Origin of the sequence: Arthrobacter sp. 2MCAF15 (assembly GCF_052115605.1) — a bacterium.
Classification (GTDB): domain Bacteria; phylum Actinomycetota; class Actinomycetes; order Actinomycetales; family Micrococcaceae; genus Arthrobacter.
Genome location: NZ_JBFRGZ010000004.1, coordinates 161,808 through 184,415, shown reverse-complemented (window position 1 = coordinate 184,415; position 22,608 = coordinate 161,808). Strand labels below are relative to the sequence as shown.

The following is a 22,608-nucleotide window of genomic DNA, read 5'->3' as shown; positions in this document are numbered from 1 at the left end:
ATGATTGCGGGCGAGGCCCTGCGCTGGACACTGGCGGGGTTGCTGTTGGCGGCGACGCTGTACTCGGCATGGCGGGGCATGGCCGCAGCACAGCCCGCCAGGCGGGTGGACTCGGCGCTGCACGCACTCATGACGGCGGTCATGGCCATCATGCTGGTCCCGGGCGGCCAGTGGCCCGTTTTGCCGCAGGTGCTGCTGTTCTCACTCGGGGCCTGGTGGTTCGTCGTACAAGCCGTACGTCGCCGTACCCCCAGCCGGGACGGGTGGCCGCCGTCGGGTCCGGCGAAGCCCCTCTACGACGCCGCGGCCATGGCCGCGATGGCCTTCATGCTCGCTGCCACGGGTCTCTGGGGGCTGCCGGCGTCCGCGGCGGTACCGCCGCCCCGGGGCCCGCTGATTTCGCTGCCGCACCACGGTGGTTCGGCAGCAGCTGCGTTGGCGGCGCCGGACCCGGCCTGGAGCGCGGACCCAGCACTGATGCCGTCCGCGGTTTCCGGGCTGGCCATTGTCTTTGGCTTGGCCACGGTCCTGTGGACGGCCCGGCTGCTCCTGCAACTCTGGCCCGGTTCGGAAGTACCGCCGGTGCGCCCGGCCATACGCCCGCCCGGCGGCTGGTTGCGGAACCGACGCTCCGCCGGCTTCCGGGACTTGGCCGACACCGCCGTCGAGGTTGTCGGAGCCGCCGCGCTGGCCCTCATGTTTGCCGCCCTGGCCGCCTGAACGTACGCTGGCAGGCGGGCGCGGTGCCAGCGTGCAGTGTTTCAACGTCAGTGCTTCAACGGTCAGTGCGCCTCCGGCGTAAGCTTCATGCCATGGCGAGATACTTCGATGTGCACCCCGAGAACCCCCAGCCGCGTTCCATCCTCCAGGCAGTGGAGATCGTGCGCTCAGGCGGCCTGATCGCCTACCCCACGGATTCCTGCTATGCGCTGGGCGCGCAGCTGGGAAGCCGGGAGGCACTGGACAGGATCCGCACCATCCGGCAGCTGGACAACAAGCATCACTTCACCCTTGTCTGCAAGGATTTCGCGCAGCTGGGACAGTTCGTCCAGATCGACAACGACGTTTTCCGCAGCATCAAGGCAGTCACGCCCGGCAGCTACACGTTTATCCTCCCCGCCACCAGGGAAGTCCCCAAGCGGCTGCTGCACCCGAAGAAGAAAACAGTCGGCGTGCGCATCCCGGACAACCACGTGGTCCAGGCGCTCCTTGCGGAGCTCGGCGAGCCGCTGCTGTCCAGCACGTTGCTGCTGCCTGATGAGGAGGACCCTCTCACGCAGGGCTGGGAGATCAAAGAGCGCCTGGACCACGTAGTGGACGCCGTGATCGATTCCGGCGACTGCGGTGCCGAGCCAACAACGGTGATCGACTATTCAAGCGGCGTCGCGGAAGTCGTCCGGGTGGGTATGGGCGACCCCTCCCGTTTCGAGTAGCGGACGGGCGGTACAGGCCGCCGCTCAGCGACGGTACGTGCTAGGCGGATTCCACGGTGCGCGCCTGCCGGTTCCGCAGCCAGCGGCGGACGAGGTCGATCGCGGCGACCAGGCCGGCCAGGGGCGACAGGACGGCCGCGGCGTACACGAACATCAGCCAGGTCAGAGTGGTCACCGGGGACTGGCGGGTGCTCAGGAGGGACAGTCCGCCGAACAGGCCAAGGACCCAGAACAGGACGACGCCGGACAGCACTGCGGCCGCCGGGAAGTACTCATTCGTGACGACTTTCTTCAAGGTTTCCATGGGCCCTCCTCACGCCCGGCGGTGGGACAGCCCGCCAGGGTCTTTCCAAGTATGGGGCCCGGCAGTGCCGAATTTCCCGAGAAAACCGGCCACGTGACGAAGCTAACTCTTCGCCCGGCCGTGCCGCGTCAGACCCCCTCGATCAGACCGCTCAGCCGGGCCCCCTCGTCAGACCGCTGCCCTGACGCGCTGCAGGAAGGAATCCAGGACCCGGCCGGCATTCTCATGCATGCGCCGGGACTCTGCGGCAGGCAACTGCCGGCCCTTGGGCGCGTTCAACCGCTCACCCAGATACAGCAGCGCCGCCAGCACCTCGGAGAGTTCGGAGTTGCTCTCCGCACGCTGCCGCAGGAGCCTCAGATGAGCGTCTTGCAGGGCCGGACCCGGGGCGCAGCCAAGGTCGCGGTCAAAGAGCCGGCGGCAACGGTCATACGCCGCCAGTCCTTCCGCCGGCAGGCCGGCCTGTTCATAGGCTGTCACCAGTACGGTCCATGCCCGTTCGTTCAGCGGCTCGGCCCGGATGGCAGCTTGGACCAGGTTGACGGCGTCGTCCGGGTTGTCCAGCAGTGCCGCCGTTTCGGCCGCGAGGATCTGCAGTGCCACCCGCTCGGCTGCGTGGCGTGCGCGCGCCTCTTCCGCCCAGTCGGAGGCAAGTTCGAAGCCGAGTAGCGGCTCGGCCGAGACCTCGAGGGCCTCGAGCATCAGCGGGTAGGCCTCAACCGCAGGCAGCTCACCGGCCGCGCGGACCAGCCCCCGGAACCGGAACAGGTCCAGATCCACGAGTGTGGGGTCCAGGACGTAACCACTGTTGGCCGTCCGGAGCGGACCGGTCTTGGTCTGCCCTGGCTGGATGGCGCGCCTGATGCCGCTGATGTAGCTCTCGAGTGTCGCCACCGAGCCGTCGCTGGCTCCTGCTCCCCAGAGCAGATCGATCAGCCGGGTCTTGGACACGGGCGTGCCCAGGTTCAGCAGAAGAATTTCCAGTATGTGCCGGGGCTTGCATCCCCCCATGTCGGCGGCGGTGAGTGACACGCCGTCCCGGCGCACTTCGAATGATCCGAACAAGCGGACCGAAATGGAGGGTGTAGTTCCCGTTTGGCTATCCACGATGTTCTCCGATTTCCCCAGGTAAAACGAACTGAATCGTCTGCGAAGAGCCGGATCAACATTGAAACCAGGCCGTACTGAGACACTGTTCCCTCCGGCTTTCCAATGTCACCGTTACACGCCGGACAGGGCGCAACAAGGCATGCCGCTACGCGATCTTTCGCCCAAAGAAAGACGGGTACAGGCGTCAGTATCGTTGAGTAAGGACGTGGAGCGGCGGGCAGGTACTTGTGGCGCCAAACGAGTAATTCAGCGCACACCACGCATCGGGAATCCAAGTAGTCCGGGGCGGCCCGGAGTTCGTGCCCGCCGCGACATTTCCAGCGCCGGCAACCACCACTCTGCGCCGGCTTTTCCCTGCCGCCGGATGGATCCTGCGGCCGGAGTTTCCCTACTGGTTGTCGGTCATCTCCGCCGGAACAGCCACCAGCCGCAGGTCCGCTCCATCGCGAAGCACCACAAGGTCCAGTGGTTCCCCGATCGCTTCGGCGAACAGCAGTTTCTGCAGGCTCTCGGCGTTGGACACGTACATCTGGCCGACCCTCAGCAGGATGTCACCGGCCCGGAGCCCGGCGCGCTCGGCGGGCGAACCGGGGAGGACTTCGACTACCAGCAGGCCCTCCCTGCGGCCCGTCCGGACAACGGCACTTGGCTGCAGCTGGATGGGAGTGTTCACCAGGCCCAGATAGGCGCGGCGAACCCGGCCGTCCTTCAGCAGCGATCCGATGATCCGCCGGGAGGTGGCGTTGATAGGGACGGCCAGGCCGAGCCCCACTCCGGCCACCGCCGTGTTGATGCCTACGATCCGCCCGTGCGCGTCGGCCAGCGCACCTCCGGAACTGCCGGGGTTGAGGGCAGCATCGGTTTGGATGACGTCCTCGATCACGCGCCGGTTCCGTCCGGACCAGACGGGAATGGACCGGCCCAGCCCGCTGACCACTCCGGCCGTGACAGAACCGGCGAGCCCCAACGGGTTGCCGACCGCGATCACCAGCTGGCCGACCCGGAGGGATTCAGCGTCGCCCATTTCCGCCGGTGCCGCCGTGGGTGCCCTGCCATGGACCACGGCGAGGTCGGAGAGAGGGTCCGCGCCCACCACATCCACGGCCGTGGTGGTGCCGTCGGCGAAGACTGCGCGGCCGGACTGGGCGCCGCCCACCACGTGGGCGTTGGTGATCAGGTATCCGTCTGTGGTGAACAGGACGGCCGAGCCCGCCCCCACCCGGACCAGCCTGCCGTTGCGGCCGGTGCCTGTCATTTCCAGCGCTGCGACGTGCTGTGTGACAGCTTCGGCTACGCGGATGACGGTCGCGGAATAAGAATCCATTGGGTCTTCAGAGACCTCGGATCCTGGGACCCTGCTGATGGATGCGGCCACAATGCACCTCCTGCTAAGCGGTACTCATCCAAGTCAACCACCGCCGCCCCGCCGCTAGTCCCGGAGCGCCTACGCCGTCAGAGAAATACGCCGGATGAAGCCGCTGCCGTGCAACAGTTCAGCCGGGCCCGGATCCGCGGCTAGGCTCGATGTAGATCCGTCCGACGGCCCAGGAGAACCTACGTGACACCAGCGTCCGCTTCCCCCGCTCCGCTGCCCCCTGCGGGTCTGACCTGGGGCATCAAGCGCAGCTTCATGGATTACATTTCGGGACTCCCGGACGGTGCCGTTTCCGCCGCCGGCGGCGCCACGGTGACCGCCTCCGGGGAGTTCTGCTTCGCCAACGCCGGCTCCGAATACGATGCCGCCACGGGCACCGGCGTGCTGCGGTTCCGCGGCGACGTCCGGGTTGCCGGCCACCATGGAATGATGTTCGTCCGGCTGCTGGATCCCTGGGTCGAGTTCACGGCCGGGCATGGAGTCCTGTCCATCAGCACTGGCGACGGCGGCGGGATGGACCGTTCGGACGTCGGCACCCTGCGCACTGCCGCGCCCCGCAACATGGACGGCTTCCTGGTCTGGGAGCGCGTCGAGGTGGCCGTGTCCGCGGCGGGTTCGGACCTGTTCGACGGCCAGTACGCCGACGGCCAGGCGATGGACCCCCTCATCATCCGGGTGCCGGCCTAAGGCGCGGCGTTTTGGCGCCCGGCCTAGCGTGGGCGGGCGGGACGGACCCTCACCGGCGAGATGACCCAGATCAGGGCGACGGCGGTCATGGTCCCCGCCGCCATGATCGATGCCAGCACGACGATCTGGAAGCGGCCGGCTTCCAGCGGCGAGAGCCCGCCGAAGATCGCACCCACGAACGCCCCCGGAAGGGTGACAAGGCCCGTCGTCTTGGTCTGGTCGGTGGAAGGGATGAGGGCTGCATAGACGGCGCGCCGGGCCAGCCACACCGTCGATTGCCGCCGCGTCGCACCCAGGGCAAGCCACGCTTCAACTTCGTCCCAGTGTCCATTCACCGACTCGGCGAAGTGCCGGCCGGCCAGCGTCGCGATCGTCATCGCGTTTCCGATCACGATCCCTCCGATGGCCAGCGCGTAGCGGGGCGCGAAGGCGATCGCGCCAGTGCCGAAGACGATCGCCAGGGTCACCAGGATGCCCGCCGCCATGGAGCCGCCCACCACGGCCAGGCGGCCCCACGTCCACCCCAGGCGCCGCGTCGCCGTCACGGCCGCCACCGTGAACATCACGAGCAGTGCGGCACCGACCCAGACCGGGCTGGTGATGACACTGCCCAAAATCAGGCTGATGACGGCCAGCTGCGCAGCTCCGCGCAGGATGGCCAGGGCCGGCGCGGTTCTGTGCGGGATCCGGAAAACCGCGAGCAGTGCCACGGTCACCACCATCAGGAGCCCGACGCACAGCACGGTGGGCAGGAGATCAGTGGAACCGGTCATGACGCCAGCCTATAGACCCTCCCGCGAACAACCCCTTCCGCCGGAGATCTTGCCCCGCCGAAGCACGCCTCTGCGCTGGGCACGGGTCCTTGGGTCTGCAAGGATGTGAACTGTCGCGGCGCCGTCGGGGGCCGAAGTTCGTCGAAGGAGACTCCCCATGGTTGAACCCGCCCGCATAGATGACGGCGTAGCTGACGGGACCGTGGTCGAGGTAGTTGTGGACGAGGTAGTTGTGGTCGAGGTAGTTGTGGACGAGGTAGTTGAGCAGGTCCGCCGGCATGTCCTCCGGGCCCTGGCATCGGGCACGGAAATCGGGTGGGACGGACCGGACCGGGCGGCCTTCGAGGAGCGCTTCGACCGCCACTTCCCGGTTCTGCTCCGGCTCTTCCGCGACCTTTACGGCACGCGGCAGGACTGGGTGGATCAACTGACGAACCTCGCGCTGGAGTCCGCCCGCTCGTGGGTTCAGAGGCCGGCGGGGCTCAAGAGCCTCGACGCGGAACGCGAGCACAGCAGCGGCTGGTTCCAGGCCAACACCATGCTCGGCGGCGTCTGCTACGTCGACCGCTACGCCGCGGACCTGGACGGTGTCCGCTCCCGGATCCCCTATTTCAAGGAACTGGGCCTCACCTATCTGCACCTGATGCCCCTGTTCCTGGCCCCCGAACCGCACTCCGACGGCGGCTATGCCGTCTCCAGCTACCGGGACGTCAACCCTCAGCTGGGCAGCATCCAGCAGTTGCGCGACCTTGCCGCTGAGCTGCGGGCCAACGGCATCAGCCTCGTGGTCGATTTCATCTTCAACCACACATCCGACGAGCACGACTGGGCCCGGAAGGCGGCCGCGGGCGACCCGGCGTACAGCGATTACTACTGGATCTTCCCGGACCGGTCCATGCCGGACGCGTACGAGCAGACCGTGCGCGAAATCTTCCCGGACGACCACCCCGGATCCTTCATCCAAACGCCGGATGGCCGGTGGGTCTGGACCACGTTCCACACGTTCCAATGGGACCTGAACTACTCCAACCCGGCCGTCTTCCGGGCCATGGCCGGCGAGATGCTCTTCCTGGCCAACCAGGGCGTGGAGATCCTCCGGATGGACGCCGTCGCCTTCATTTGGAAGGAGCTGGGCACGCCCTGCGAGAACCTGCCCGCAGCCCACACGCTGCTGCAGGCGTTCAATGCCGTGTGCCGGCTGGCGGCGCCGTCGGTGCTGTTCAAATCCGAGGCGATCGTCCACCCCGATGAGGTGGCCCGCTACATCGACCCCGCCGAGTGCCAGCTCTCCTACAATCCCCTGCAGATGGCGTTGATCTGGGAGGCCTTGGCCACCCGCGACGTCGCGCTGCTCAACCAGGCCCTGGAGCGGCGCCACAACATTCCGGACGGCACGTCCTGGGTGAACTATGTCCGCAGCCACGACGACATCGGCTGGACGTTCGCGGACGAGGACGCGGCCGAGCTCGGCATCAATGCCTTCGAACACCGGCGGTTCCTCAATTCCTTCTACGTCAACCGGTTTCCGGGAAGCTTCGCCCGCGGGGTGCCCTTCCAGGACAATCCCCGTACCGGGGACTGCCGGATTTCCGGCACGACGGCGTCCCTGTGCGGGGTGGAGGGCGACCCAGCCGCGGCGGTGAACCGGATCCTGCTGGCCCATTCGGTGGCCTTCAGCACCGGGGGCATCCCGCTGCTGTATCTCGGTGACGAAGTCGGGCAGTCCAACGACTACCAGTACGCCGCCGAAGAAGGGCACGGAACTGACAGCCGCTGGGTGCACCGGCCGCACTATCCGGCCGCAGACTATGCACGGCGCGCGGACCGGGACACCCCCGCCGGGGCGGTCTACGCCGGGCTGCGCCGGATGATTTCCGTTAGGTCCTCGACGCCTGAACTGGCCGGCACCCGGCTGGTCGGGTTCGCCACGAACAATCCGGGTGTCGTGGGGTACCAGCGTCCGGGAGACGGAACCCTGATCCTCGTGCTGGCCAACTTCAGCGACGGCCCGCAGGAGGTGCACGCGGTGACGCTGTCCGGCTTCGAAGGCGACGCCGTGGACCTCCTGACGGGAACCCGCATCCGCCTTGACGCGGGAATCGGACTGAACGCCCAGCAGTTCCTCTGGCTGCGGGTGACACCCAGGCCCTGAGGCCTCGCCGGAGGCCCTGCGGCATGGGCTGGCTGCGAAGAGGGAGGGGTTGTGGTTGCCGGTTGCTCTGCCAGGAACGGGAGTCTTGGAGAAGGGTCGTGCCCGGCCGCACGCTGGTTGAGGAGAGCGTGCGACCGGAATCTGTGGTGTGACGGCCCCGGTTCGGCCGGCTTTCTGATCCTGTTTCAACTGTCCCGCATCCCCCTGAGAAGAGTCTGAGAGTAACCTCTCCCGGCGCCCCCGGCGACAGGTCCGGATGGCACCGGCATCTACCCGGGGTACGGGGCGGGGGGTGAGGCGGCGGAAATGCCCCACACCGGTTGTCCGGATCCCCGCGTTGCCGCATTCTTGGAGCATGGGACTGGGCAAACGAGCCACACATGGCCGCCCCGGCAGGGGCGCTGTTGATTGGGGCGTGCGCAAGCGCTCGACGGCGGTCGCCGTCGGCGTCGTGGCCGTGGCGTTGCTTCTCGGCGGCATGGTCCTGCTCGTGCTGCTCCAGGCGTCCCTGGCCAGGTCAAGCGACGCCGCAGCCCGGCAGAAGTCCCTGGATGTGGTTGCCGAAATGGAGGACATGGATATCGCGGATGCCCGCGCCTACATCATCGATACCGCCCATGCAGGCCAATTCGTCCAGGTGCTGGACGCCGCAGGGTACGTACTGGCCGGCTCGGATCCCGAGATCGCCAACGCCCCGCTGTCTGCCCAACGGCCCGCCCCCGGCCAGACCATGACCCAGGACGTCTCGGGCCTTCCGAGCATCGGGGACACCGACGATTACCACATCGTCACGGTGGGAGCGCGGACAGGCACTTTGAGCTATACGGTGGTGGTGGCCCAGGCCTCGCAGATACAGGCCGACACCATCGCCACGGTGGCATGGTTCATGCTGGGTGCCACGCCGCTGCTGCTGGGCACGGTGGCCGTGTCCGTGTGGCTCCTTGTGGGGAGATCCCTCCGCCAGGTGGAGCGGATCCGGGGCCAGGTTGCCCGGATCAACGCCGAGCAGCTGGACGGGCGGGTCGATGTGCCGGCCACCAACGATGAAATCCAGGCCCTGGCACAGACCATGAACACGATGCTGGACCGGCTGCAGGCCTCGGACAGCGAACAGCGCAGGTTCGTCTCGGACGCCAGCCACGAACTGCGCAGCCCGCTGGCCACGCTCAGGGCCGGAATCGAAATCGCGGCCGCGGATCCGACCGGGGCGATGTGGCTGCAGATGAAGGATGTCCTCACCGACGAGACAGCCCGCATGAGCTTCCTGGTCGAGGACCTCCTGACCCTGGCCAAGGCCAACGACGGCGGCCTGAGGGTGGAGCAGAAAGACGTCGATCTTGACGACGTGCTGGACCAGGAGATCCGCCGGCTGCGGTCAACCAGCAAGAACCAGATTCAGGCGACGCTCGTGCCCGCACGGATCCGCGGCGACGCCCGCCGGCTGGCGCAGGTCCTGCGGAACGTCCTGGACAACGCCGACCGCCATGCCCTGTCCCGGATCGCCGTGGACCTGCGCGCCGCCGGGGACCAGGTCATCATCACGGTCGACAACGATGGCGACCCCATCCCGGAGGCGGACAGGGAGCGGATTTTCGAACGATTTGTCCGGCTCGACGGCAGCCGCTCCCGTGAAGGCGGCGGCAGCGGACTGGGCCTGGCCATCGCAGCCGGCATCGTAGCCGCCCATCACGGGACCATCCGGCCGACGAACGCGCCGGCTGGCCACTGCCGGTTTGAGATCGCTTTCCCCTTGCCGGAGACGGCGCCACCGGAGGACGTCACCCCTCGCGAAGCTCGACGGCACGGGGCTCAGGGATCGGGTCGGCGCTGAGCTGATAGCCCATGCCACGCACGGTGGTCAGGCTGTGGAGACCAAAAGGCCCATCGATCTTGCGCCGAAGGTAGCCGATGTAGACCTCCACGACGTTGTTCGCGCCCTCAAAGGCCGGATCCCAGACGTTTTGCAGGATCTCCGCCTTTGAGACGATCTGGTCGTGCCGGCGCATCAGGTAGTGCAGGAGGCCGTACTCCCTGGCCGTGAGGCTGATGAGGGTATCTCCGCGGCGGACACTGTGACTGACGGGGTCCAGGGAAAGGGTGCCGAGTGTCATGATGACGGGCCTGGCCGGCGCTCCACGCCGGATCAGCGCCCGGATCCGGGCGACCAGCACCAGGAAGCTGAAGGGTTTGGTCAGGTAGTCATCCGCGCCCAGGTCGAAGGCATCTGTCTGGTCGTATTCGCCGTCCTTGGCCGTGAGCATCAGCACCGGGGTCCAGACTTTCCGGTTCCGCAATTCCTTCAAGACGTCGTAGCCGTTCATCCGCGGCAGCATGAGGTCCAGGAGGATGGCATCGTACGCGTTTTCGAGCGCGGCCGAGAGTCCCCGGACGCCGTCGTGGGCAACGTCGACGACGAACCCCTCATTCTTCAGTCCGCGCCGGACTGTTTCCGCCAGGGCGTGCTCATCTTCCACCATCAGAATCCGCAATCCAGACCCCTCCTTTTGAGCAAGTATGGCCCTTACTGGGCCGGCCCGGAAGGAACCTGACGTGTCCATGTCGGTGGGAAGGGGTCTCCTCGCCCGGCTAGGCCTGTTGGGCGGGGCCGAACAGCCATCCTGACACGTCGCTGCGCAGGACCACGTGGGGTCCGCCGGTGGCACTGACGCTCCCGTTGGGGACGTAGTAGCCGCGTCCTGCCCCGGGCCCTCCGGCCGCGCGGTCGAGGGCGTCAGTGAGGCTCCGGCTCAGGTGCCCGCTGGGGCCGAGGGACCGCAGCTCATTGAGTTCCTCCGGCGTCAGCCGTCCCAGCACTCCAGGGATATCGGCCATGGTGAATCCCTCCCTACGGATGGTGGTGCGCATGGTGCATGATGCCTAAAGAATCAGGCTAGGACACCGAAGTTAACGCCGCGTGACGCCCCGGTGACCAGTGGCGAACGAAGTGTAGGGGGCCGCGCCGCTGACCGCCGCCACGAGGTGTCACGAGCGTCACTGCCGCGACTGCCCCAGTCCCCAGCTTTTACCCGGTGTCATGCTGTACCGTTCAATCCCGGAGAACCGGAAAGACTCCGGATCACAAACTGAATCACACACCCCGCAACGGAAATGAGTACCACCAGGTGGCAACCGATTATGACGAAGTACGCTCCGACGTTGCGGAATCACGCAACGCTTCCCTGGAGGCCCTCCGTTCGGCTAACGCGCCTGACGCCCGCAGCGTGGTCCGCGAACTCGACGAGGCCGACACTTCCGAGGGCGTAGAGCTTCCGGGGGCAGACTTGTCCGGCGAGGAACTGACTGTCACGGTCATCCCGCAGAAAGAGGACGAGTTCACCTGCTATTCCTGCTTCCTGGTGCGGCACCGGTCCCAGCTGGCCAAGGAAAAGGGCGGCCACGCGTACTGCGCGGACTGCCTCAGCTAAGACCCGCCCCTTACCCACGCGCAGGCGGCCGGAGGAGTTCAGCCCGGCACAGGAAGTTTGGCACCCGTCTTCGACCGCGTCAGTCACGCGCCGAGTACACTGCTTTCACATGCTTCACATTAGTTTCGGGCAGCGGCCGGACATGACCCGCACGGGCCTCTTCGGCTACGCTCCTGTTGACGATGCGGCGAGTGCCGGCACGAGGCCGGAGGCACACCATGCGTAACCCCAACAACAGGTTGGCGGACCCGGCTGCCGCGCCGCCGTCGACCGCCGCCCATGCACCGGGACGTTCCACCGGCCAAGAGGCCGCACCGGCCGGGGACGTGACCGGGCCGCAGACGCCCGTTCCTACCGGCAGCCTGCAACGCGAATGGTCCAGGGCGTTCGCACTGGTGTTCGTAGCGCTGGTGCTCGGCGTCGTCGCAACGGTGGTTGGCGTCCGCGTGGTCACGGATCAAATCCAGCACGCCGCCGCGCAGCACCGCCTCGAGTCGGAGGCCGTCGCCGAAATACGGGCCCGCCTGGACGACCACGAACAAGCCGGACTGCAACTGCTCGCCGAAGTACCCGTCGACACATCGGCCTTTTTGCAGCAGCAAAAAGACCTCTCCGCCCAGTTCGACGCCGCCGCCGGGATCCTGCCGGACGCGTACGGCATGCGCGCCACGCTCCGGGAGGCCCGGACCGCGTGGCAGGACGGCCTGTCCGCGCACGGACTCTGGGACAGCCAGGTGGCCGGCCTGCACGGCAACCGCGTGGCAGAGGCCCCGTCATTCGCCGCCTCCGGCGCGAGGTCGCGCACGCTGCTGGCGAACATCCGGAGGGCTTCGCTCGACGCGCTCGACGACGGCGTCGCGTACGGCGCGGAACTCCAGCAGATGGTTTCGACCGGCCGCACAGTCCTCTTTGCCGTAGCGGTGGGCGGCGTTTTCTTTTTCCGCCGGCGGATGACCAAGTACCTGATGCGCCCCGTGGAGGGTCTCTACCGGGGGGTCCTGAAGCTACAGGCCGGCGACTACAGCCACAGGATCAACGTTGTCCGCAATGACGAGCTGGGCCAGTTGGCCGAGGCATTCAATTCGATGGCCGCCACCGTGCATGACAACCATCTTGAGCTGACCTTCCGCGCCACGCATGATCCCCTCACGGGACTGGCCAACCGCGTGGTCCTCACCGAACGCCTCGCCTCGGTCTTTCTCGCCGCCGACGCCGGGTCAGTTGACCGGCGCGAGGGCCTCGTGATCATCGACGTCGACGACTTCAAGGACGTCAACGACTCGCTGGGCCATAATGGCGGCGACGCGCTCCTCATGCAACTGGCCCAGCGCCTTCGCGGCTGTGTGCGAGTGCATGACCTCGTCGCCCGGCTGGGCGGGGATGAATTCGCGATAGTGGTGATGAATGACGGCGGCACGGCAACCGACGACGTCGCCGGCCGCATCCAGGACGCCCTGCGCGAGCCATTCTGCATCGACGACGTCCGGCTCAAGGTAACCGTCAGCATGGGTGCCGCCCAGCGCAGCGCCGGAACAGCAGATCCGGCCGAGCTGATGCGGCAGGCTGACTTCGCAATGTACATGGCGAAACACAGTGGCAAAGGCCGCTACCAGCTCTTCGATGCCCGGGGCTATGACAAAATGACCTACCGTGCCGCGCTCCGGGCCGACCTCGCCACGGCCGTGCAGGCAGGCCAGCTGCGCCTGGACTATCAACCCGTGGTTGAACTGGGCACAGGTGAGATCGCCGGGGTGGAGGCCCTGGTGCGCTGGGAACATCCCACGCTGGGCCGGCTGGGACCGGCAGAATTCATCCCCCTGGCCGAGGAAACCGGCGACATCGGCCCCATCGGCTGCTGGGTTCTCGACACAGCCAGCCGCCACGTCGCCGGTTGGCGCCGTTCCCCGGGCACCGCCGACGACCTCTGGGTCTCGGTGAACCTCAGCACGGTTCAGCTCTCCAGCGACCGCAACCTTGCCGCCCTGGAGCGCATCCTGGCCCACCCCGCTTCACAGGCTGACAAGGTGATCCTGGAGGTCACAGAATCAGCCCTCGCCACGAGCTCAGATGGTGGCGTGGGCGCCCTCAACCGGCTCAAGAGCTTCGGCGTCCGAATCGCGATCGACGACTTTGGGACTGGATTCTCCTCGCTCAGCACGCTCGCCGCTCTGCCTGCGGACATCCTCAAGATTGACCGCTCTTTCCTGTCCGGAGTGCCTGGGGACGCCCCGGCCGCGGCGATGCTCGAGGGCATCCTGGAAGTTGCGCGGAAACTGAACCTGGGCGTCATCGCCGAAGGCATCGAGGACACGGGGCAGCTGGATCTCCTGCGATCGCTTGGCTGCGACATGGGTCAGGGCTTCCTCCTGGCGGGTCCCAGCCCCTCTCCGGTCCTCGAGGCGCTGCTGGCCTCAGGGCCGCATCTGTTGCCACCGGCCGGCGTGGACGCAGCGGCGGACGGCGCCTAAGGCCGGGCTGCCCTCAGGCCGCGCCTATGGCCGGGTGCCCTCAGGCGGCGGGGAAGTCGAGTGAGGGCTCGTCCGCTGTGGCGAGGGTCAGGACGGCCTCCTCGACCGTTGCGTGGTCCTCGAGTTCGCGTTCAACGCGGCGCAAGGCCACGGCGACGTCATGCTCCTGGCGGTCCCCCACCATGTCCACCGCCGCCACGACGTAAAGCTTGCGCGGGCCCACGAACTCCAGGTGCAGGTACGTGATGCGCTCGATCTCAGGGTGCTCGAGGATGCGGCGGGCCATGGAGCCCTCGATATCGCTGGTCACGGCCTGTCCCACCAGGAAGCGGCGGTTCCGATCGATCAGCACGACGGCGACAACGGCCAGCAGGATGCCGACGAGAATTGACCCCACGGCGTCCGGCACGGAGGATCCGGTGACCTGGTGCAGGAAGATGCCGGCGAAGGCGATGAGCAGGCCGATCAGCGCCGCCCCGTCCTCGGCAAAGACGGCACGCAGCGTGGGATCGGAGCCCTTAAGGACCTGTTCCAGCGTTTTCCGGTCCAGTTCGCGTGCCGCCTTCCGGCTCTGCCGGAAAGCCTGGGTGAAGGACACACCCTCAAGGACAAAAGCGGCCGCCAGGACCACATAGGCGATCGCGAAGTCGCCGGCCGGCTCCGGCGTGAGCAGTTGCTGGATGCCGTGCATCACCGATACCACCGCCCCGGCGGTAAACAGGCCAAAGGCCGCGATCATGGACCACACGTACGCCTCACGTCCGTAGCCCATGGGGTGGGCCTTGTCCCGTTTCCTGGCGGCTTTGCGTTCGGCGATGAGCAGGAACACCTGGTTGCCGGTGTCGGCCCAGGAGTGGGCTGCCTCGGCCGTCATGGACGCCGAACCGGAGATGAGCGCCGCCACGGATTTAGCCGCCGCGACAAGAACGTTCGCCCCGAAGGCGATGAGCACTGTGAGCGATGCGAACCCGGACTTGTCACGTTTCACGCAATCTTCCTCCCGCGGCCGTGGAATGGATCCTTGGCCTACGCTATCTCCCCCGCCTGACGCCGGGGCATCACATCGCGGGACCGCGTAGCAAAAACTGGTTCCATTTATGCCGGGCAGGCGCACAATGAATCTATTAAGTTCATTCGCTCTTTGTCCCACAAGCCGCTTGGGGTGTGCGCCATGAATGCTCGCCGGAAGCTGTCAACGATTTGGCTGCTGCTGATCTTGTTCGGGACGGGCGGGTGCGCCAGTGGAACCGGAGTGCCGGCGTCGACGTCGGCGCCCCCTTCCGGAGCCACCCAGACGGCGGGGACAGCCGCCGCCACCATCACGATCAAGGACTTTGCCTACGGCGACCCGCTCACCGTGGCGCCCGGCGCGGTGGTCACGGTCACCAACATGGATTCTGCTGCGCATACGGTCACGGCTGACGAAGGCCAAGCATTCGATGCCGTGGTCAAGGGCGGCGGCACTGCCACTTTCACGGCGCCCACACAACCCGGTTCCTATCCGTATCACTGCACTTACCACACCAACATGCACGGGACGCTGGTGGTCAAATGAGCGTCCAAAGCCACTCCGGACGGTCCGTGGGAGTCCACGGAACCGGCATGACCCTGCGTATCCTCACGGCGCTGGCCCTGTTCATTGACGCCGGCGTCCACATCCATCTGGCCCCGGGCTACCAGGCGGGAAACTCCGCGGGGATCGGTCAAGGGAACCTCTTCCTGCTGGAGTCGGCCGCGGCTGTGCTGGCCGGGCTGTGGGTGCTGCTGCGCGGCAGCAGGGCCGCCTACGCAGCAGCTTTCGTCGTTGCGCTGAGCGCCTTCGTCGCCGTAGTCACGTACCGCTATGTGAACATTCCCGCGTTCGGACCATTTCCGGCCATGTACGAGCCCATCTGGTACTTCGAGAAGTCCCTGAGCGCAGTGGCCGAAGGAGCCGGAGCCGTACTGGCGGCCATCGGCTTCGCCCGCGCGGGACGGCGGTCCTCCCGGAGTCCCGCCCCGTCCTGACACATCACGACCTGACACATCACGACCGGACACCGCGCCGACCGGCATTGCCCGCGAGCCGGGCCTCGAATTGCTAGCATGTGGGCGGGGTGATTCAGGCTGAAGACGATTGCACAGGGCTCCAAACAACAGCGCACCAGACAACAGCGCGCGAAACAAAAGGGCACGGCGCCAGCAGGCCTGGGATCGACGGCCGCCGGACCAACCGGGCCGGGATCAGAACGCGCCCGCCGGGCTGTGGCGGATGCCGGTGCCGCCGTCGCAGCCTATCTGGTGGCCTGGGCCTGGCTCGGCATGGAGGTCCTCACCGATCCGGCTCTCTGGTTCGGGGCCCTGGCGGCGGGTGCCGCTGTGATCCTTCGGGCCACCGGCTCGGTGTTGCGCCGGAACCCACGGTTTTCGACTCCCGCGGACCGTGTCACCCTGGGCCGGGCCGCCATCGTGGCCTGCTGTGCCGCGATGACGGTGGTTGGCTTGGCCGCCGGAGCCGACGCGGGAGCGGCAGTAAGAGCTGGCGAGGTGGTGGTCCTGGGCACCACCGCGTTGCTGCTCGATGCCGTGGATGGTCGGGTGGCCCGCTTCACCGGGTCAGCCACGGCCGAGGGTTCACGGCTGGATTCAGACACGGACGCCGCCCTGGTTCTGGTGTTGTCCTGCGCCGGGGCGGGAAGGTTCGGCCCGTGGCCCCTGGCCATCGGCCTGATGTACTACGCCTTTCTCGCGGCGGCCTGCTTCCGCCCCTCCCTGAGGAAGCCGCTGCCGTCCAGCACTGTCCGGAAGGTCATCGGAGCCACCCAGCCCGCTGCCTTGTTGTTTGCCCTGTTGCCCGGCGTCCCGGCGTGGCTCGGGGCCGTGGTGCTCGGCGCGGCGCTCGGGCTGCTGATCTACTCGTTCGGGCGCGATGTTCTTGAGCTGGAACGGCTCCGCCGGGCAAGCCCCGGCGTGGAGTCCGGCTCACCCGCCAGATGCGCCGGAACCCCGGCGGGCAGATGACGCATTAGGGGCCTCGGCGCGAGGTTCACTGCCGCCGGGCCCTGGATCACCACACCGTTCGCGGCAAACCTTGAGCCGTGGCAGGGACAGTCCCAGGTCGAGTCCTCGGCATTGAACTCGACCGTGCAACCCAGATGCGTGCAGACCGCCGAGACGGCAACCAGGTCGCCGGCCGGGTCGGCATAGACCGCCGTCTTTTCGCCGTCGATCTCCACTACGGTGCCTTCGCCGGGCCGCAGGGCAGCGACGCGCCGTTCCTGCTGGTCCTGCTGTTCGGGTTGCTGGGGTTGGGGCGCCTGGACCTTCTTCTGGCCGGCCCCGCCGGCTGGCGTCGCCCGGTTGGTGTCGAACACCGCCGCCCAGGAGTTGTGCTTTCCAGACAGGGTGTCGGCAAGGACCAGCGCCGCGGCGGTGCCGTTGGTCAGCCCCCACTTGCGCAGGCCGGTAATCACATGGAGGTGCGCCGCCGTCGGGGTCAATGTCCCGGCGTACGGCAACCCGTCAACCGGCATGGTGTCCTGCGTGGACCAGCGAAAGCTGGTCCGCCCGGTACCGAGGCGTTCCCGCGAGAACTCCTCGAGCCGCCGGTACCGCTCGGCCGCATCGCCGGTTTCGGCGGCCCGGTGGCCCTCGCCGCCGGTGAGAACGTAACGGGAACCCTCGACGTCGATCGCCAGGATGGAGCGCATCGGCTCGTCGACGCTGATGAATGTCCCGTCCAGGGACGCGGCGGGTGCCAGGCAGGCAACGAGGTAGGAGCGGTGCAGGTAGCAGCGTTCGGCGAACCTCCCGCCGTCGCCGACGGGAACGTTCGTGGCTACGATCACCTCGCGCGCCCGGACCGTGCCGCGCGCGGTTTCGACGACGCCGGGCACACCATCGCGGACCGCGGTGACGAGCGAATCCTCCAGCACATGGCTTCCGCTGCCGTCCACGGCGCGGGCCAGGCCCTGCAGGTACCTCACCGCGTGCAGCTGTGCCTGTTTGTCGAACCGGGCTGCGCCCCGGACAGCGAACGGCAGCGGAACGTCGGAGGTAAAAGCTGCGGGCAAACCAAGCCGTGCGGCCAGGGCCGCCTCGTCGCGGACCTGGGCAAGGGCGTCGTCGGATTCTGCGTAGGTGTAGTTGGACACCCGTCGAAAGTCGCAGTCAATGCCTTCCTCCGCCACCACACGCGCTATGTGCTCGATTGCGGCCTGGTTGGCCTGCCCGTATGTGCCTGCGACATCCGGCCCGTGCCGGTCGGCAAGTTCCGTGTAGACCAGCCGGTGCAGGGACGTGACCTTGCCGGTGGTGTGCCCCGTGACCCCGGTGCCAATCCGTGCCGCCTCCAGAACCGCGACGGTCTGTCCGGCACGTTTGAGGGCCAGCGCCGCCGTCAGGCCGGCAATCCCTCCCCCAACCACGGCCACATCGACCTCGAGATCCGAGTCCAGGGACGGATATCTGGTGGCACCGGCTGCCGTGGCGACCCAAAGCGAAACCTGCTGTCCTTCGAGCCGCTCACCCACGGTGCCGCCTTCCGTTGCCGTCACTCCCTCAGAGGCCTTCTACTGCTTCCAGGCGGCCCGAGCGGACCGCGTCGGCGAAGGCCTGGTAGTCCTTTTCGTTCTGGTCCGCATAACGCTCGGAAAAATCAGTGATGGAGCGTTCGAATTTGTCGCTCTTGCCAAGGTAGGCGGAGATCGCTATCGGGTCACCGGACCGGGCGTGCGCCCGCGCCAGCGTCCAGCCGCAGGCATCGGCGTAGAAGGTCATGCCCAGCGGCTTCATCCCTTCCACTACGGCCGAGCCCTTCATGTCACGCAGTTGACGCCAGTACAGGAACCGGTTGTCCTGCACACCTTTGGTCCACCCCAGGAAGATGTCGCTTGCGGCCTGCATCATCCGTTGCCCCTGCACCACCCGCTCCCCCGGCTGCTTGAACTTGCTCTTCGGCAAGTGGTCCTCCAGCACCGATTTCGTGGCCTCCTTGACCTGGAGGAACAAGGGATCCTCCTGGTCGCGTCCCTGCAGCAGGGCGATGAACGCCCGCGTGCCGACACTGCCGACGCCCACCACCTTGCGGGCGACATCGATGACTTCGAATTGTTCGAGCAGGTGCCGCCGGTCATCGGGCAGCGTGGCCCGGTAGGACCGGAGCTGTTCACGAACCGCTTTCGCAACGTCATCGCCGGACATGCCGTACGTATCCGCCAGTTCCCGGACGGGAATGACGATTGGTGGTTGACTGACTATCCGGTACTTCCCGTCGACGCTCTCGGCGAGCTTGGACAGTGCCTGCAGGCTGTCCTTTGTGTGGGCCTTGGCTACGTTTTGCCGCGCCTCTTTTTCCATGCCCTGGGCTGCCTTCTTGAGGGCCTTCCCCTTCTGGCTTGCCACGGCGAGGTCGATCGCTTCCATCAGCTGTTCCTCGGACAGGCGCGCGTACCAGATGTCCAGGGTGCGCATTTGAGCGAACTGGGCCATCGCTTCGCGGTAGGCCCGAACAGCCGTGAGGGTCGAATCGCGCGTTTCTTCCGTGGTGAACGCATTGTTCCGCGCCGCGATCGTGAAACTCGCAGCCATCCGCTTCACGTCGTACTCAAACGGCCCCGGAAGTGTCTCGTCGAAGTCGTTCAGGTCGAACAGCAAGTTTCGCTCTGGTGAGGCGAAGACTCCGAAGTTGGACAGGTGGGCGTCTCCACACAGCTGGACGCGCAGGCCGGCCCGCGGAGTGTCCTTCAGGTCGGCGGCCATGATCTTGGCAGCACCCCGGTAGAACGTGAATGGTGATGCCAACATCCGGCCGTGGCGCACCGGTACGAGGTCCTGTTCGCGGGTGAGGTTTTGTTCCTCGAGGAGTGCCACCGGATCGGGTCGGTCGGAAGCCGGCTCCCACCCTGTGTGGCTGGAGACCGGTGCTTCGTTGCGATAGTCCTTGCCCTTCGCTGCTCGTTGCTCGACGCTTGGATGCTTGACTTTCTTCTCGGCCATGATCGCCGACCTCCCTTTGACGTCAGGAACCGCCACGGGCACTGATTGCCTGGGTCAGTTCTGCTGAACTTGGGTCGAGTTAATGCGATTGTGGCCTCGAAGTAGCGCCTCGTCAACGCGTTGGCGATGTCTTGCCGAACCCCGTCGCCGCACACTGAAGGCCGGTCTGTTCCGGGTTCCGAAACCTGACGATCGGTTCATCCCGTTCGGGTGATGTCTTCCTGGGCCGTACCGGGTTAAGTTGCAGACGGGTGGGGCTCCCCGCTCGCGCCGCCCCGCTCGGCAACAACACCGAAACCAGATGGAGACATGACCATGGCCGAAGAAGAAGCACCCGTCCTCGCCGCCCTCGCCGATATCACCGCCGTGTCGCTCGAGCGCTCCACCCTTGAGCCTCGCGAACTGATGCTGGTCCGGATCGCGGCCCTCGCTGCCGTCGACGCCCCAGTCGCCTCCTACCTGTTCAACGCCGGTACCGCCGTGGACGTCGGCATCACGCTGGAGGATGTCCGCGGCGTCCTCATCGCCGTTGCTCCGATTTTGGGGACTCCCCGGATCGTGGCGGCGGCCAGCAGTCTTGCCACCGCACTGGGCTTCGCCCTCGAAATGGCCGAGGCGGAACTCGAAGCCGAAGCCGAAGCCGAAGGCTGAGCCTGCTCTGACGACGTGGCCGTGGCGGGCGCCTCCGCCGTGGTGAGCCTTTCGGCGTGGGTTCCCGCCGGACGTTGGGCGGACCGGTAGCGTTTCCTACGAACCGCGCGCCACGGCGTCGGCAGTTCCTCGCTGCATCTGCCACGATGCCCTGATCAAAGGAGGCCCATGAACAAAAACCGGCTGGAGGCCTTCAGCGACGGCGTGCTTGCGATCGTGATCACCATCATGGTGCTGGAGCTTCACGTCCCCGCCGAACCCACCTGGCCGGCGTTGCTCCACGAGCTTCCAACGCTGCTTAGCTACTTGCTGAGCTTCATTTATGTCGGGATCTACTGGAACAACCACCACCACATGCTTCATCTGGCCGGGCGGATCAACGGCGGGGTGCTTTGGGCAAACCTCCATCTGCTGTTCTGGCTCTCCCTCATCCCTTTCACCACCCGGTGGATTAATGACACTGGCCTGGCGGAGGTCCCCGTCCTGGTCTACGGGCTAAACCTGCTGCTCGCCGCCATTGCCTACTACATCCTGAAATCGACCCTGATCCGCCAGCAGGGACGCGGCGGCGCGCTGGATGAGGCCATGGGGCAGGACTGGAAGGGCAAGGGATCCCCGGCTCTGTACATCGTAGGGATGGTGCTCAGCCTCGTGAACCCGCTCTTCGGGATTGCCGTCTATTCAGTGGTTGCCGCGATCTGGCTCATCCCCGACCGGCGTGTGGAGCGGTTTATCGCGCATCCATGAGCGGCAATGACCATTAAGCGTGACGAACGGTTACCGCCGGACGCGTTGGGCCAGTGAATCCCTCACGATTTCCAGATGGGCCGGGGTGGGCGCCACCACGCTCGCCGCGTAGCCGCGGTGTTTCGTCAGGTACTTCTTGATGTAGGGGCACACCGGAACGATCGAAAGGCCCGCGGCGACGGTCTCATCCAGTGCCTGGGCGGCCAGCACCCCGGCGAGCCCCCGCCCGCCATATTCCTCGTTGATCTCCGTGTGATAGAAAATCCGCTGGGCCGACCCGGCATCGTCCACGTAGGCGGCCTTGCCGATGACTGTGTCGGCGTCGAGCAGTTCAAAACGGCCGCGTTCCGGGTTGTTCCTGATGGTGGTCATGGTTGGCGTGGTCTCCTGGGCTGGGACGGGTTGGCGCGTTGGCCTGGCTTGGGGCATTGGGCTTGGGTAGAAGTTGCACGCCGCTGAGCACTGCTCAGGCACGGCTCATGCACTGCTCAGCCGCGGGGCTTGATGCGGGCGTTCGGCAGGGTCGGGGCCGGGAGGGCCGCCGGCCCGCCGGGCGGAAACGGGCCAAACCGCAGGTCGGCGCCTCCTCCGGCGGCCGGCGTCGACCTCGGACCGGAACCGTCCTCCGCACCGATCTCGGCCTGCCACTGGGCCCTGTACGCGACAATCTCTTCGTGGCTGCGTCCCACGAAGTTCCACCACATCACGATCTTTTCGCCCAGCGGCTCACCGCCGATCAGGAGGACGCGGGCCCCATCCGGGCCTGCTGTCAGGGTCAGGGTTCCGGTACCGGCAGGCACGTAGGCGAGGTGGTCCTTCGGCACTGGGTGTCCGTCCAGGAAGAGGGTGCCCGAGTCGACCAGCAGGCCATGTTCGAACGACGTCTTTGTGTCGAGGGCCAGTTCCGCCTCCGCCTCGAGCAGGATCTCCGCGCCCAGCAAGGGCGTATGGGTGGCGACGGGCGAGGCGGACCCGCAAAGCGTGCCGAGGAAGACGCGCATGGTCCAGCCGGGCCCGTCGACCGGTTCGGGGCGATAGTGCTCGAAGGTCGGTGCCATGTGGCGTGCCGCGTCCGGCAGCGCCACCCACAGTTGCGCACCGTGCAGCATTGTTGTCTCCGGGGTGGAAAATTCGGAGTGGCTGATGCCGCGGCCGGCCGTCATGAGATTCACTTCGCCGGGGCGCACGGCAGCGTGGAAGCCGGCCGAGTCCTGGTGTTCGATCTCCCCCGTGAACAGCCAGCTGACGGTCTGGAGGCCGGTGTGGGGGTGGCGCGGTACTTTCATGCCGCCGGAATCACCGACGCTGTCCGGGCCATAGTGGTCCAGGAAGCACCAAGCCCCAATGAGGCTGCGCTGGCGCTGCGGAAGCGTACGCCGCACGTCCATCGCCCGCGGACCGCCCAGCGGGACCTGCCGCGGGGCCAGCAGTTCGACGCCGGCATTCGTCCCCTCGGTTCCGCAGAGGATTTCCTGGGGCGCAACTTCGATATTGCTCATGATGACAG

At 66.9% G+C, this 22,608-nt stretch carries 23 protein-coding genes; 12 read left to right on the top strand and 11 right to left on the bottom strand.

Annotated elements, in window-relative coordinates:
- Complete coding sequence (locus tag AB4089_RS06810) at positions 1-720, top strand: DUF5134 domain-containing protein (protein ID WP_441408540.1); 720 nt, start codon at positions 1-3, stop codon at positions 718-720.
- A 92-nt stretch (positions 721-812) separates the two neighbouring features.
- Positions 813-1,433: an L-threonylcarbamoyladenylate synthase gene (locus AB4089_RS06805; protein ID WP_441408539.1), complete on the top strand. Its 621-nt coding sequence runs from the start codon at positions 813-815 to the stop codon at positions 1,431-1,433.
- 40 nt (positions 1,434-1,473) lie between these two features.
- On the opposite strand, the gene AB4089_RS06800 is transcribed toward AB4089_RS06805, so the two are convergent.
- The 3 genes from AB4089_RS06800 to AB4089_RS06790 form a co-directional block, all read right to left on the bottom strand.
- Complete coding sequence (locus AB4089_RS06800) at positions 1,474-1,737, bottom strand: hypothetical protein (RefSeq protein WP_441408538.1); 264 nt, start codon at positions 1,735-1,737, stop codon at positions 1,474-1,476.
- A 168-nt stretch (positions 1,738-1,905) separates the two neighbouring features.
- Entirely contained in the window at positions 1,906-2,844 is a 939-nt protein-coding gene (locus AB4089_RS06795) for an AfsR/SARP family transcriptional regulator (RefSeq protein ID WP_441408537.1), read from the bottom strand.
- A gap of 391 nt (positions 2,845-3,235) precedes the next feature.
- Positions 3,236-4,171, bottom strand: coding sequence for a S1C family serine protease (locus AB4089_RS06790; protein WP_441408536.1), 936 nt, complete (start codon positions 4,169-4,171; stop codon positions 3,236-3,238).
- A gap of 234 nt (positions 4,172-4,405) precedes the next feature.
- Between AB4089_RS06790 and AB4089_RS06785 the strand changes: the two genes are divergently transcribed.
- Positions 4,406-4,909 carry an HtaA domain-containing protein gene (locus tag AB4089_RS06785; RefSeq protein ID WP_441408535.1) on the top strand — a complete coding sequence of 168 codons (504 nt, stop codon included), beginning with the start codon at positions 4,406-4,408 and terminating at the stop codon, positions 4,907-4,909.
- 23 nt (positions 4,910-4,932) lie between these two features.
- On the opposite strand, the gene AB4089_RS06780 is transcribed toward AB4089_RS06785, so the two are convergent.
- Positions 4,933-5,682, bottom strand: coding sequence for an ABC transporter permease (locus AB4089_RS06780; protein WP_441408534.1), 750 nt, complete (start codon positions 5,680-5,682; stop codon positions 4,933-4,935).
- 157 nt (positions 5,683-5,839) lie between these two features.
- Between AB4089_RS06780 and AB4089_RS06775 the strand changes: the two genes are divergently transcribed.
- Both AB4089_RS06775 and AB4089_RS06770 read left to right on the top strand, forming a co-directional pair.
- Positions 5,840-7,834, top strand: a complete 1,995-nt coding sequence (locus tag AB4089_RS06775) for an amylosucrase (protein ID WP_441408533.1) — start codon at positions 5,840-5,842, stop codon at positions 7,832-7,834.
- 415 nt (positions 7,835-8,249) lie between these two features.
- On the top strand, positions 8,250-9,665 hold the full coding sequence (locus AB4089_RS06770) for a sensor histidine kinase (protein WP_441408532.1): 1,416 nt from the start codon (positions 8,250-8,252) through the stop codon (positions 9,663-9,665).
- Here AB4089_RS06770 and AB4089_RS06765 read toward each other — a convergent pair.
- Both AB4089_RS06765 and AB4089_RS06760 read right to left on the bottom strand, forming a co-directional pair.
- Positions 9,613-10,323: a response regulator transcription factor gene (locus AB4089_RS06765; protein WP_441408531.1), complete on the bottom strand. Its 711-nt coding sequence runs from the start codon at positions 10,321-10,323 to the stop codon at positions 9,613-9,615. The two genes, AB4089_RS06770 and AB4089_RS06765, sit on opposite strands and share 53 nt — an antisense overlap.
- A gap of 97 nt (positions 10,324-10,420) precedes the next feature.
- The gene (locus tag AB4089_RS06760) at positions 10,421-10,666 is read right to left on the bottom strand and encodes a hypothetical protein (RefSeq protein ID WP_441408530.1); all 246 of its coding nucleotides are present in this window, start codon (positions 10,664-10,666) and stop codon (positions 10,421-10,423) included.
- Positions 10,667-10,956: 290 nt separating this feature from the next.
- On the opposite strand from AB4089_RS06760, the gene AB4089_RS06755 reads away from it, so the two are divergent.
- Complete coding sequence (locus AB4089_RS06755; protein WP_223987258.1) at positions 10,957-11,259, top strand: DUF4193 domain-containing protein; 303 nt, start codon at positions 10,957-10,959, stop codon at positions 11,257-11,259.
- Positions 11,260-11,477: 218 nt separating this feature from the next.
- Positions 11,478-13,727, top strand: a complete 2,250-nt coding sequence (locus AB4089_RS06750) for a putative bifunctional diguanylate cyclase/phosphodiesterase (protein WP_441408529.1) — start codon at positions 11,478-11,480, stop codon at positions 13,725-13,727.
- A 40-nt stretch (positions 13,728-13,767) separates the two neighbouring features.
- Here AB4089_RS06750 and AB4089_RS06745 read toward each other — a convergent pair whose 3' ends face one another.
- Positions 13,768-14,715, bottom strand: a complete 948-nt coding sequence (locus AB4089_RS06745; RefSeq protein ID WP_441408528.1) for a cation diffusion facilitator family transporter — start codon at positions 14,713-14,715, stop codon at positions 13,768-13,770.
- A gap of 264 nt (positions 14,716-14,979) precedes the next feature.
- Here AB4089_RS06745 and AB4089_RS06740 point away from each other — a divergent pair, with 264 nt between their 5' ends.
- From AB4089_RS06740 to AB4089_RS06730, 3 genes are all read left to right on the top strand, one after another.
- Positions 14,980-15,282 (top strand): cupredoxin domain-containing protein, encoded by a 303-nt coding sequence (locus tag AB4089_RS06740; RefSeq protein WP_441408527.1) that lies wholly within the window; start codon positions 14,980-14,982, stop codon positions 15,280-15,282.
- Positions 15,283-15,329: 47 nt separating this feature from the next.
- The gene (locus AB4089_RS06735) at positions 15,330-15,734 is read left to right on the top strand and encodes a hypothetical protein (protein WP_441408526.1); all 405 of its coding nucleotides are present in this window, start codon (positions 15,330-15,332) and stop codon (positions 15,732-15,734) included.
- Between the two features lie 237 nt (positions 15,735-15,971).
- Entirely contained in the window at positions 15,972-16,727 is a 756-nt protein-coding gene (locus AB4089_RS06730; protein ID WP_441408525.1) for a CDP-alcohol phosphatidyltransferase family protein, read from the top strand.
- Here the strand turns inward: AB4089_RS06730 and AB4089_RS06725 are convergent.
- Both AB4089_RS06725 and AB4089_RS06720 read right to left on the bottom strand, forming a co-directional pair.
- The gene (locus AB4089_RS06725; protein WP_441408524.1) at positions 16,619-18,262 is read right to left on the bottom strand and encodes an FAD-dependent oxidoreductase; all 1,644 of its coding nucleotides are present in this window, start codon (positions 18,260-18,262) and stop codon (positions 16,619-16,621) included. The two genes, AB4089_RS06730 and AB4089_RS06725, sit on opposite strands and share 109 nt — an antisense overlap.
- A gap of 4 nt (positions 18,263-18,266) precedes the next feature.
- Positions 18,267-19,703: a DUF2252 domain-containing protein gene (locus tag AB4089_RS06720; RefSeq protein WP_441408523.1), complete on the bottom strand. Its 1,437-nt coding sequence runs from the start codon at positions 19,701-19,703 to the stop codon at positions 18,267-18,269.
- A gap of 315 nt (positions 19,704-20,018) precedes the next feature.
- Between AB4089_RS06720 and AB4089_RS06715 the strand changes: the two genes are divergently transcribed.
- Positions 20,019-20,354 (top strand): carboxymuconolactone decarboxylase family protein, encoded by a 336-nt coding sequence (locus AB4089_RS06715; RefSeq protein ID WP_441408522.1) that lies wholly within the window; start codon positions 20,019-20,021, stop codon positions 20,352-20,354.
- A gap of 168 nt (positions 20,355-20,522) precedes the next feature.
- Positions 20,523-21,101 (top strand): TMEM175 family protein, encoded by a 579-nt coding sequence (locus tag AB4089_RS06710; protein WP_441408521.1) that lies wholly within the window; start codon positions 20,523-20,525, stop codon positions 21,099-21,101.
- Between the two features lie 30 nt (positions 21,102-21,131).
- On the opposite strand, the gene AB4089_RS06705 is transcribed toward AB4089_RS06710, so the two are convergent.
- Together AB4089_RS06705 and AB4089_RS06700 are read right to left on the bottom strand one after the other, a co-directional pair.
- Entirely contained in the window at positions 21,132-21,473 is a 342-nt protein-coding gene (locus AB4089_RS06705) for a GNAT family N-acetyltransferase (RefSeq protein ID WP_441408520.1), read from the bottom strand.
- Between the two features lie 116 nt (positions 21,474-21,589).
- Positions 21,590-22,600 (bottom strand): pirin family protein, encoded by a 1,011-nt coding sequence (locus AB4089_RS06700; RefSeq protein ID WP_441408519.1) that lies wholly within the window; start codon positions 22,598-22,600, stop codon positions 21,590-21,592.
- Positions 22,601-22,608 lie beyond the last annotated feature (8 nt).